This is a genomic window from Psychrobacter muriicola 2pS (genome assembly GCF_904846535.1).
Lineage (GTDB): Bacteria > Pseudomonadota > Gammaproteobacteria > Pseudomonadales > Moraxellaceae > Psychrobacter > Psychrobacter aquimaris.
The window spans coordinates 308,207-320,792 of sequence record NZ_CAJHBC010000004.1 but is presented as its reverse complement, the minus strand read 5'-3'; the positions used below and the strand labels follow the sequence as shown (position 1 = coordinate 320,792).

General features: G+C 43.3%; 8 protein-coding genes. 2 read left to right on the top strand and 6 right to left on the bottom strand.

What is annotated here, in order from left to right:
- The first annotated feature begins 26 nt into the window (after nucleotides 1–26).
- Both JMX93_RS08215 and JMX93_RS08210 read left to right on the top strand, forming a co-directional pair.
- Complete coding sequence (locus JMX93_RS08215; protein WP_193013247.1) at nucleotides 27–440, top strand: hypothetical protein; 414 nt, start codon at nucleotides 27–29, stop codon at nucleotides 438–440.
- Between the two features lie 239 nt (nucleotides 441–679).
- Nucleotides 680–1,243 carry a hypothetical protein gene (locus JMX93_RS08210; RefSeq protein ID WP_226914698.1) on the top strand — a complete coding sequence of 188 codons (564 nt, stop codon included), beginning with the start codon at nucleotides 680–682 and terminating at the stop codon, nucleotides 1,241–1,243.
- 36 nt (nucleotides 1,244–1,279) lie between these two features.
- Here the strand turns inward: JMX93_RS08210 and JMX93_RS08205 are convergent, their stop codons facing one another.
- From JMX93_RS08205 to JMX93_RS08180, 6 genes are all read right to left on the bottom strand, one after another.
- Entirely contained in the window at nucleotides 1,280–2,140 is an 861-nt protein-coding gene (locus JMX93_RS08205) for a MauE/DoxX family redox-associated membrane protein (RefSeq protein WP_226914700.1), read from the bottom strand.
- A 232-nt stretch (nucleotides 2,141–2,372) separates the two neighbouring features.
- Nucleotides 2,373–4,022 carry a hypothetical protein gene (locus tag JMX93_RS08200; protein ID WP_193013248.1) on the bottom strand — a complete coding sequence of 550 codons (1,650 nt, stop codon included), beginning with the start codon at nucleotides 4,020–4,022 and terminating at the stop codon, nucleotides 2,373–2,375.
- A gap of 3 nt (nucleotides 4,023–4,025) precedes the next feature.
- Entirely contained in the window at nucleotides 4,026–6,101 is a 2,076-nt protein-coding gene (gene ligA / locus JMX93_RS08195) for an NAD-dependent DNA ligase LigA (RefSeq protein WP_499204415.1), read from the bottom strand.
- A 242-nt stretch (nucleotides 6,102–6,343) separates the two neighbouring features.
- A complete protein-coding gene (locus tag JMX93_RS08190; protein ID WP_499204414.1) occupies nucleotides 6,344–7,360 on the bottom strand; it encodes a cell division protein ZipA in 1,017 nt (338 codons plus the stop codon).
- A gap of 203 nt (nucleotides 7,361–7,563) precedes the next feature.
- Entirely contained in the window at nucleotides 7,564–11,493 is a 3,930-nt protein-coding gene (locus tag JMX93_RS08185) for an AAA family ATPase (RefSeq protein ID WP_499204413.1), read from the bottom strand.
- Nucleotides 11,494–11,617: 124 nt separating this feature from the next.
- On the bottom strand, nucleotides 11,618–12,553 hold the full coding sequence (locus JMX93_RS08180; protein WP_499204412.1) for an abortive infection family protein: 936 nt from the start codon (nucleotides 12,551–12,553) through the stop codon (nucleotides 11,618–11,620).
- Nucleotides 12,554–12,586: the final 33 nt, after the last annotated feature.

The following is a 12,586-nucleotide window of genomic DNA, read 5'->3' as shown; positions in this document are numbered from 1 at the left end:
TGATTTTTACATATTTGGAGAATGCCATGAACACCCTAACTAAATTTGCTGTTGCTCTACCTACCCTTGCCCTATTAAGTGCTTGTGCGACCACGGCTCCTACTACGCCAAATGCATCAAACACGCCTGCATCAGAAAGCGTCACCGATGCCGCTTATGATCGTATGGCACCAGCACCTTATACCTGTACTGACGACAGCACCATCATGGCTAAACAATCTATCAATAAAAAACAAGTGATGCTCAATGCGACCTTGCCTAAAGTAAAATGGGCTGAGCAACCAATCATCTTAAATGGTGACGTGCAAGGTGATACCGCAAGCTACGTTAATGAGTCAAACCCAGAAGCTGTCTATGCATGGCACATGAAAGGTGACAAAGGTATTTTTGCCATCAAATGGGCAAACGGTACAGAATATCAAGTAAACTGCCAAATCTAATTAGCTAGCTATAAACAGTGTGCCAGTCGTAAAAAAGCAGCGGCATATACAAGACAGTCATCATAGGGTGGCTGTTTTTTTTGCGTGTTGATTAAGCAATATTACTCTGAATGTCTGTATAAAAACTGGCACCAAAACCACAGATTCAGGTCAAGTATTAATTAGAATAAACGGTTTGCTGCTTTTGTCTAGAGAAGCATCAAGAAACCTGTCAAAATAGCACTGATAGGACATTATTTATGATTAATAATACTGAGGATACGTCGATGGCTAAGCGCCTAATAAATATGATGATAATTGCTACTGCTAGCCTGTGGGCACTGGCAGGCTGCGACAACAGTGCTGAAATGGCTGCTCAAGCTTCTGAGCCAGCGGTGGCGACCGCAGACTCCTCAACGACAGCCACTAAGACTATCGACTGGTCTGTCATGGCGAGCGGTGAAAAGCCCGCTGATCCTGCCAATTATCAATATCCGTTTGCGCTTGATAGCCAAAATGTCCGTGATTATGCAGAGTATTTCAAGGTAGATAATGCTACGGCTCAGCATAATCTAACGGTAGGCATGGCGAGCAATGAAGCACTATCGAAAGCCTTGGATCAGCTCAGTGAAAGCTATGTCTCGCATGAGCTAACCGATGGTAATGATATGAAACTTATCATTCATACCACACCTGATATCGCTGCCAGTAGCTATGATTATGTACTGTCCGATGACTTTGCGAAAGGATTGGTATTACCAATTGAAATCAAGCCTGATGGTAAGAAAAGTGAAGCGAAGGTGCATGGTGAGATGGCGGAGTAGCTCGATGTATTTGTTACGCATCATCAAACCATTTGATTATAATAAAGCGCGAATCAGCATATAACCACCCATACCGAACATCATGACGTTTTCGGTTAAAGAAATCGCGCCCAGTGGCACGTTACTATCGCCGCCCACGCAGGCACATTTTAGCTCGCGCTTATCGATATAGACGGCTTTAATAACCGATACCCCGCCGATCAAACCGATAATAAAGGCAACTAGGCCTGCAATCGGATTGAGCCAAGGCTGATCGGCAAGCATAGCGATACCGGCAAGCGCTTCTAAAAACGGATACACATAGGCATAGCGTACCACACGGCGTGCGAGTAAATCATAGCCCAAAAACCCAGTCGTAAACCCTTCCAAATCCTCAAGCTTTTTAATCGCCAATACACACATGGACAGCGCGACAAACCACATAAGCGCTTGCATCGACAAGATGCTGACGGCAAATGCCCAGCATAATGCCAGTGTCATGAGTGCGGTAACAGCAAATATCGCAATAATCGGCGCGTAAGTGGTGTCGTCGTCTGTCTCAGGTTCGTGATTGCCCAAAAATACTTGCAGATCATCATTACCGCCAACACGCTTGCCATCAATAAAGGTCTGCGGCGTGGTCTTGACCCCGAGCGTGTCTTTGACCAATGTATTCTCATCTTGGGTCGTGATATGGCGATCAATGATGTCATAGCCTGCGTGCTTGAGCGCATCGATTGACTTGAGGCCAAACGGACATAGGTGGTCTGGCATCACCATACGAAAAATGATGGCAGACTGCCCGCCTTCTTTGCCGATATGTTCGCCTTGTAGGGTATCGATAAGATGCTGTACTTGCGGGCTGTGACTGTCGTCTATAGTGTCGGACTCAAACTGATGATTGGTATTGTCTGCCATAACGCGCTCCTTACGTTTTGCTTATTCGCTGCTTGATAATAGTTTTTCTTATGACTATGACTATTATCTTATAAGCATCGGTAAGGGCGATCTGAGTCAGTCTTGTTAACTTTGTTAGGTTTAATGATAAGTGGCGGGTTTTGGTGAGTTGTCCTTAAAGTACGGTTTAACTAAAGAAGGTACGAAGGACAAAGATAGATGGCGTGCACTGGTGTAAAGCACGCTCTTGATTTTAGTGGCTGGTAGGTAAGCGGAAAGGATTGTTTGAGAGTTCAATTCTTATGTTTGTATCACAAAGTAATTTTGCTAAGTAAGGTTTATACTGAGCCGCAGCAGGTGCGATATAGATTTTATCTAAGTGCGCTTTTACTTCTGATTCATACTCGATGTACAGAAATTTTCCGAAGTCCATCTGCACTTTATGGTCAGCTAGTGTTGTAATGTATATCATGCGGCACTCTTGCTCTTCTTGAAAAGCCGAGTGCTTTATAAGGTATCTCAATGGCAAGATAATTTCATCCAATAATGTTTCATAGTCTTTCATAACATCTAGGTTATTTTTCTCAATACTTTTCTTTTTGATAATTAATTTACTATAGTCTTTTTTCAGGCTAGTGAAACAATTTTCAAAATCAATCGTCTTTTTTTTCATATCGGATTGATACTTACCCCAGTTTTCCTTTGCCTTTTTTTGAAGAATTTCTTTTTGTTTTATACAGACATTTTCTATTTTCTTATCTTCAAAAATCTCTCTATAGAAAGTAAGTTTATTACGCTGTGCTAATTGTATATATCCACTTTCCGGATCTATATAAACACATCGCATAATGGGTTGTTTACCAATAACTAAACTATCAGAATTTTTACTATTTTTTTGGTTAGAGACCAAAATATCTGATTCATTTTTATATTTTTCATCATTTAATACAACTTTTGTATATTTATGCATAGATAAAAATGATAAACCACTTATACTTTTACTTTCAAAAAAACTCTTCTTAAATACCAAGCTTACACCAGAAGCTTCTTGATAGTCTTTTTTGCCGTACAATCGAAATTGATTGAGACTATCATGGTTGAAAGTAAAACAACTAAAAAAGGCATGACTATTTTCGTCAAACTCAGGCATAACGTATGATGTATCTTTTACATCATTTAAGAAAGCTCCAAGCAGCTGTCCTTCACTAGGATCATTCATGTTACTTATTGTATTAAGGCGTAAGCTACCAGCTATTTTTTCCTCATTTTTATTATTTAATAAAATATTTGCCACATCGGTGCTAGTATAATGAGCTAGCTTTCTTTCATGATTTTGTTTTTCATCATCTGAATTTGTAAAATTTATTGTTAATATTCTTACTATTTCTTGTATCTTATTGAATACTTGTAGATAACTATCTCCAATACTATTAGTAGATTTATCATCTAGTAGTTTACATATCTTAATATAGCAACTAACCTCATAAGGATGTGATGTTTTTATAACCTCTAACAACTCAATTGCCTTTTTATAACACTTTTCTTTTATATATTTTTTTCCAAATCGAAAAACAACTATATCCAAAGCTTTAAAATTTCTTTTATTAGCCATGTCTATTAATATCTCAGATGCTTTATCAATATTATTTTCATAAGAATAGTACTGAGTAACTGCTATATTTAGTCTTGCTAAATCGTAATCTATTTTATTATCGGTTTCTTCTATTCTTCTTAAAGCCTCAAACCCTATGTAGCATTGTTTACTATAAACGCTAGAAGTGAATATTACTAACTGTGCATTCGAAAATGCTCTGTCACCATCTTTTTCACGAGTAACTTTCTGCAGCTCCTCAATTAACTTTCGAGTCTTATCATCCAAGTCTTTCAAATTATCAATATTCATATCCTACTCCCCAACCATCGCCAAAAACTCTTCCTCGCCCACTACCTTAACGCCCAGTTTTTCCGCTTTTGCCATTTTCGAGCCAGCTTTATCACCTGCCAGTAGCGCAGTCGTTTTTGCCGAGATACTGCCTGAGACTTTTGCACCCAGTGCTTGTAATTTGGCTTTGGCTTCATCACGCGCCATGCTATCAAGTGCGCCCGTAATGACCCACGTTTGCCCATCGAGTGGCAATCCCTCTGACACTACTTGCTCAACCTTATCCCAGTGCACGCCTGCCTCGCGCAGTGCAGTGATGACTTCGATATTATGCGGTGCGCGGAAGAATTTATAAGCAAGTTCAGCGGTGATCGCGCCCACGTCAGGCGTTTGCAGTAGCTTATCGATATCAGCAGCCATCAGGCTATCGAGGTCGCCAAATTGCTGCGCCAAATTCTGCGCCGTCGTCTCACCGACACCGCGAATACCCAGCGCATAGATAAAGCGAGCCAATGTCGTATGCTTACTGGCTTCGATAGCACTAAGGATGTTTTGTACCGATTTTTCGCCCAGCTTCTCAAGCGTAATCAGCTCGTCTTGATGATTGTGCAATTGATAGATATCAGCGACTGTCTTCACCAAGCCATGTTCAAAAAAGCTAATCAACCAACTTGCGCCTAAGCCATCGATATCCATTGCCCGACGCGAGACAAAGTGGATGAGCGCCTCAACCTGCTGCGCGGGACAAAATAGCCCACCAGTGCAACGCGCCAACGCTTCATCTTTGGGCAACACCACAGGCGAGTCGCATACTGGGCAGGTCGATGGCAACTTAACGGGTTCAGAATTTTCTGGACGTTGATCTGTCCAAACACGGGTCACTTTAGGAATCACATCGCCTGCACGGTGGACGCTGACCATATCGCCTGCACGCACATCCAAGCGCTGAATTTCACCAAAGTTATGCAAGGTGACATTGCTGACCGTGACGCCGCCGACTTTCACAGGTTCTAATTTACCAACAGGCGTAATCGCGCCCGTGCGTCCTACTTGCCATTCGATAGCGTGCAAGCGTGTCATGACAGTTTCGGCAGGGAATTTATAAGCGGTTGCCCAGCGCGGCTCACGTGATAAAAAACCAAGCTGCTGCTGCAACGCCAAGCTATTGACCTTGATGACCATGCCATCAATCTCAAACGGCAGCTCGCCACGTGTCTCCTTTATCGATTCATAATAAGCTTGAGCCTCACGTGGATTTTGTACCACCTCGACTGCACTCACGGTAAAGCCAATGGTTTTTAACCAAGCGAGCGCTGCTGATTGGGTTTTGATATGCTCAGGTAGCCCTTGATTGACTGAATAACAGTAAAATGCGAGCGGACGGCTGGCGGCAATGGCAGGGTCAAGCTGACGTAAACTTCCAGCAGCAGCATTGCGTGGATTGGCAAAAGTTTTGTCGCCCTTTTCTTCAGCAAGGCGATTCAAACGCTCAAAGCCCGCTTTCGGCATCAGCACTTCACCGCGCACTTCTAATAACGGAATCTCACTTGCAGCAACGAGCCAAAGTGGCAAATTGCGAATGGTTTTGGCATTTTGAGTGATGTCCTCCCCGGTTTGCCCATCACCGCGTGTCACCGCTTGGACAAACTTACCATAAACATATTTGAGTGACACCGCCAAGCCATCTAGCTTTAGCTCCATCTCGTATTCAGGGTTTTTCTGCGCATCATTGAGACGATCATTCACGCGGCGCATAAAGCCATGTAACTCGTCATAATCAAAGACGTTACCGAGCGAGAGCATGGGAATATCATGGATGACTTGAGTAAAAGCAGATAGCGGCATGTCGCCAACTTGATTGATTGGGCTATCTGGCTGTACCAAATCTGGATATTGTTCTTCAAGCTCCAATAAAGAGCGGCGTAACTGATCGTATTCGCTGTCTTCTAAAATGGGATTATCAAGCACATAATAGGCATAATTATGCTGCTTAAGGGCATCGATAAACGTGCGCATTTGGGTGACGATAGCATTATCACTGTCTGTAGATTGTGCAGTATCGATATTTTTAGAGGTAAGCGGTGAGATAGGGTCAGTCATAGTCGGTGTCTTTTCTTTGCGATTCAAGATGCCGATATGATAACAAGTTTGCAGGATACTCGGATATCATTTTGTAGAAAACTAATTCTGTTGAAAACCGATTCTGTTGAAAACCAAATTTATAGAAAATCAGGCTAATAAAAAACTCATAAACCAAGAACTAAAAAAGGCAAATAACGTCAATCGCTATTTGCCTTTTTTAATACTGCTAATATGAATCAGCTTTTATTAATCAGTTAGAACTAACCTTCATAATCGCGAACTTGGTTACGCAATTGCTGTTTGTATTCAGGGGTGATTGGTTCGTTCTCTTCATCGAGCATAATGGCGTCCAAGTCACTTGCCATCATATAAGCAATACTCATCATACTATCGAAGCTACGCAGCGCTTGTGGATGCGGCAAAGACAAAAATACCACCACACCATTATAGGTATTGGTCGCGACACTATGCGGATCAAATGGCGCGATACCGCTATCGGTGATACCCATCATGCTAAACCATAGCATACCCGTGCCATCTTTTTGCTCATAGCGATGGAACATATTCATCGCGCCATAGCGCAGACCATACTTATCAATTAACGCCAATAAATCACGACCACGGATAATCGCGGCTGGACGGTCGCGATATTGATGCGGCAAAATGGTGATATTAATATTGTCTTTGGCATTGATTAATGGACCGTTTTGCGCTTCATCTACTGGCTCAGAGAGATGCTGATCGAGTATCGGACTGTTATTATCGAAGCTTGGCTCGTCTGCGGTATCAATAGAAGGCATCAAGCTGTCAGTTGCGGACATTAAGCTTGAAAATGCATCCTGCTCTTGCTCGACATGCATCTGCTCAGCGGCTTCTACAAACTCGCTGTTGTCAGCACGCTGTTGCTCTTCTTGCCAGCGCACATAGTCGGCATTATCTATTGTGTTACTATCGGCATCATTAACATCTGCGTGCTCAGCTGTTAGCTGCGCATCGACATTGGTATGAGATTGGGTCAAAGGCTCGTCTTCGACCACCGCATTTAGATAACTGCGATCAGGGGTGATGCTTGTTTCGCCAGCGACCGTATCGTCCAAGTCTGGCTGATCGACGATATTGCGTTCATGACGCGGTATGATAGGAATACCGTTTTTATCATAATTGACCGCTACCGCTTCAGCATTTTTGCGGCGCTTAAAGCTACGAATGACCATAAATAGCCCTGCAAGCACGATAAATGCGGCAATGGCAATCAATATAAACTGAATAGCGGTCATGAGAAATACATCCTAATATATGACAAAAGGGAATACATAAGAGGGAATGAATGGCAATAGTCTAGCATGGCTAATTAATATCGTCACCATATAGTCATCGTTTACCCTGAGGCTGACACAATTGCGTGACCTTATGACCTCAGCCCTAACTATACCACTAGCAATGGCTGCCAGTTATCAATTATTTTATTACTGGGCTGCTCTTAATCAGAAAGGTAACGTGCTGCTTCGTCGAGTGAGACGCTGACCAAGGTAGAAATGCCCGCGCTTGGCATGGTGACGCCTTTTAACTCATCGGCAATCTGCATCGTCAATTTATTATGGCTAATAAAAATAAACTGTAAATCGTCTGCTAATTCATGAATGAGGCTGGTAAAACGGGCGACGTTGGCGTCATCAAGTGGCGCATCAACTTCATCTAGTACACAAAATGGGGCAGGATGCTGCTTAAATATCGCAAAAATCAAACTCAATGCAGTAAGCGTCTTTTCGCCGCCTGAAAGCACGGCAAGACGACTATTACGTTTGCCTTTTGGCTGTGCCATTAACGTTAGCCCTGCCCGCCACTGTTCTGATTTTGGCGCATTGACAGGCATATCGTCAGTATTGAGCGTTAAACTGGCTTGCCCGCCACCAAATACTTTAGCAAATAAATTGGCAAGCTCAGTATTGACCGCATCGAGCGTCTGCATAAATAGGGTCTTGGTGGTCTCATCAATTGATGCAATCGCCTCCGTCAACGTCTGCATGCTGGCAGCAATATCTGTTGTCTGCTGCGCGAGTGGCTCTAAGCGCTCATTAACTTCTGCCAACTCTGCCACCGCTGCCAAGTTAACTGCGCCAATTTTGCTTAGCTGCTGCTCAAGCTGCGCGCGCTCAGACTCAAGCTCAGCGATTTTGTCTGGGCGCACACGGCGATCATGGGCGATAAAATCTGCTAGCAAATTTGAGACGCTCATTATTTGCTGATGATGCGATATTTCCGATGGCGCTTTATATTTATGACTCACTTTATGGTAAGCCTCTAGTGCTTCTTGCGTATGACTACTAGCATCCTCTAATTTTGCAGCGCTTAGTGCCAGCTCGGTCGAGTGATTGGCAAGCGCACTTTGCTGAGTTTGCAGTGTGTTTTGCAAGCTATCTAGCTCTACCTGCTGCTGACTGTACTCTTGCTTAAGCACCGTTAATGCTGTCTCGCGTGTCGTCAATACTGCCTGCTGCTCATCGCGCGTGGTCTGTGCTGTTTGTAATGCGGCTTGTAGTGCTGGTAGTTTATTTTGCTGCTGCTCAAGACGTGCCGTTAGACTTTGCTCGCTTTGTAGCGACTTGTCATGCTGTTCGGTCGCACGAACAAAACTACTAACACTATGCTCTAAACGCATCTCACTTTGTTGAATACGAAGTTGCAATGCTTGCCAAGCATCATCATCCGCTTGACGGGTACGACTTAGCTCATTGCGCTCAGCTTGTAATTGCTGAGTTTCCGCACGAGCATCCGATATCTGTGGCGTCAGTGCCGCTATCTCGCTTTGGAGGTGCTGCTGCTCATGATTGAGCGCTTGCTGCTCTTGCACCAGCTCCTGTTGCTCTTGTTCAAGGGTAGCTTTTTCAGCATCTAGGCGTTGGCTGTCCGCTTGTAAGCGCTCAGCGTTGGCGCGCTGGCTGGTGAGTTTTTGCTGATATTGATGCTTATCGCGGGTTAACTGCTCAGCTTGCGCACGAGTCTCTTCTAAGCTGACTGTCAGCGCATCATAGGTACGCTGGTTATTAGCAATGGTCTTCTGTTGGTCTTGTATTTTACTTTCAAATTCATCCAGCAATGCTTCTAACGCTTGCAAACGACTGCGCTGTTGCAAACGTTGCGTGAGGAACTGGTTATTGCTCTCATTTTCCCTATCTTGCGCACCAACAAACTTACTGAGATTTATCGTGCCCTGACGACTAATAATCCAGCCGTCAGTCGTTAGTAAAATGGCTGACAATGGCAATACTTTTAAGATGTCGGTAAGCGCCTCAAAATCATGCTGATTAGTCGTTTGAGATTGCGCAATATATAAATAACACTGTTGCCAAAGCGTTAAATTCGGTGCGCTAATTAGCTGTGATAAAGGCAATATTTTATCAACCAAGTTATCTGGCAAAGCACTGATAAATGGCGTTGAATCTGTATCATTTGTCTGAGCAGATAGCCATAAGCTGTTACCTGCTTCTGTTTTGATTGATAACTTGTCCACTGTATTGGTTTGCGCATTTTGATAAACAAATAAATCTTTTAACTCATGCTCAAGCGCTTGCCATAAGCTATGCAGTTTCTCAGAATCATCGTTAGCGTTATCGATGCTTGACTGGTTCGTTTGATTTGAGATTAATACATGGCTGTCTAACCATAACGCCAACACGCTATCAAGCAGCTCTGCGTGCTCCTGACCTTTTTCGCTTAGTTCAATCTGTTCACGCAAGGTGATAATGGTTAATTGGTTATAGTCGCTTCCTAAATCACTTTTAATATCAGCAGTTTTTGCATGAACAGGCGGTTGCGATTTTGGTGTCGGCTTAGGATGCAATATCTGGTGCAGGGTATCATACTCACCTGCCAATACCGCGTGGCGCTTCTCATTCTCGCTCAACTCGCGCTGCTGCGTATTTAAACGCTGCTGTAAATCATGCGCTTGCGGTTGTAGCTCAGACAGTCGCTCATCGACGCTGTCTTGTTGGCGTTCAATCTGCTGCAATTGTTTGTTTAGCTCAGCGACTTGCGCCGCTAACGTCTGCTGCAAATGTTTCGCATCAGTATTATCTTGCAAATCAGCACTTTGAATTGGTGATAACGACTGTTGTAGTTGCTGCCATAAATGCTGCCAATTTTGCTGGCGGCGCTGCCATTTATCATGGTTTTGCTGCTGACGTTTTTGTGCTTGGCTATTAATCGCTTGCTGCTGTTCAAGCGAGCGCGCAGTGTCTTGCAGCCTTGATAGCTGGTTTTGCGCGTCATGGTAGGCGCGCTGTAATGGTTGCTCGTTGCGTTTATGCGCTTCACGTTTATTCGTTAATTCATTGAGCTGTGGACGCAATGCTTCTAGCACCGTCTGCTGTTCGGCTTGCTCAGCCTTCAAGCGATTTATCTCATCGACTGCTTGCTTACGTTGTTGATCCAAACTGGCAAGCTGCTGCGCGGTAGTGGTCAGCTGTGACTTGGCATCGCCTAATTGATGCTCTGCTTGTTGATAGCTTAGCTGCTGTTGATAATGGATACTTTGAGCATCGTCTTTTAGCCATTGCTCTTGATTGATACGGGCGGCAAGCTTATCTTGCTTGGCTTTTAGCGTGTCATAATTGGCTTGTAAGGTTGATACTTCAGTGGTGCTACGCTCATGCGCTATTTTTTGCTGCTGCTGAGTATGCTTGGCTTGATAGAGCTGCTGAATGGCAAGCTGCTGTTTGATATCAGCAAGCGACAACGCTAACGCTTCGTAACGCTCAGCACTAGCGGCTTGTTTAGACAGGCGTTTTTGTTGGCTGACCAGCTCGCTTTGCATATCATGTAGACGTGCTAAATTATCTTTAGTTTTCTCTAACTTCTTTTGCGTTTCTTCACGGCGCGCTTGATAGCGTGAAACCCCTGCCGCCTCTTCGATAAACTCACGTAGTTGCATGGGGCTAGACTCGACAATACGCCCAATCATGCCCTGCTCGATGACGGCATAACTGCGCGCGCCAAGCCCAGTTCCCAAAAACACATCGACCACATCACGGCGACGACAGCGCGTGCCATTGATAAAATAATCCGAGCGCCCTTCTTTATTGACCTGACGGCGGACAGACAGCTCTTGATAAAGATTAAACTCATGGCGAATGCCAGTATGCTCGTCTTGGGTATGCTCAAAGGTCAGCTCGACACTGGCGACACTTTTGGCGGCTTTATCTTGCGTACCAGCAAAGATAACATCACTCATCGCCCCGCCACGTAACTGCTTAGCTGAGGTTTCGCCTAGCACCCAACGAATGGCATCAATGACGTTGGATTTGCCACAGCCATTCGGCCCGACAATGGCGGTGATACCATGACGAAAGGTAAAAGTCGTTGGATTGGCAAAGGATTTAAAGCCTGCCAGCTTTAGAGATTTTAGACGCATGAAGAATCAGTAAATATGGCGAAAACAGGCGGCTATTCTACCTGAAATTGTGGTGGGTTTTTAGGGTTTGTGGGTTTTAAAAATAGGAAAGTTAGAGTGACATTATTGTCACTCATAATTAAATTTAATCTAATACTTCTTCGGCTTTAATTAAAAATACAATCGTAGATGCTGTCATATGAAGGATATAGCTAACTAAATACTCAGGTATTTCTCTAACTTCATTTGCTGCACCATGACCTGCCAATTTATTACGAGCAGTAGGAACACCTGAAGTTAAAGTATTTTTCAAGGACTTAAAGTACTGTTGCCAAAACTCAGGAACTAACCCTGACTGCATGAGTCGACCTGTAAGCTCGTCAGCGGTTGTATTAGGACTGTACTCCCATTTATTTTTATCTAGAATAATTTTCAATGTGCTTTCATACGCTTTAAGACAGTCGATTAAGGCTTCGCTATACCTTTCATGACGATAGTGTTCATGTGCTTTTAGAAATTCTTGTTGTGCACCTTTATACGTTGGATTACTGAGTAGTTGCAATGCTGGTTTAACAGCCTCAGCATGGATAAATTCAGAGTCTACTCTAACGATTTGATCGCTTTCGTATTGGTAACCTACCGCATGTTCACGGAATCTTTGATTTAGTTCAGATATAACGTTGTTAACATTTATGTTGGTTCGACAATTTTCAGCAAAAAGCTTTGTGATTTTTACCATTAACTCGATAATACTTAACGCTTTTTCAACATCTTGCTCTGTTAAAAAATATTGAGAGATACTGCTAAAGTAGATGATATGCATTTCATTATCTCTATCATCTCTATTGAGTTTAAAGGTACCCAACTCCTTACATAGGATATTATGGCACTTTTGCAAATACTTACGATTTAAACTACTAGAATATCCAGTATTGCGTGGATAATCTTCGCCTATCGTTTCTTTCCAAATATGTATTATCTGAATTTTCAGTGTTTCTGGTAACTCTTCGTATTGATAGATATCAGGATACTCACCACGTAACTGCTTTTGTCGTTTAAAATATAAATCGTGTATTGCCATTTCTTATTCCTTAAAGTTAGACACTTTACAATT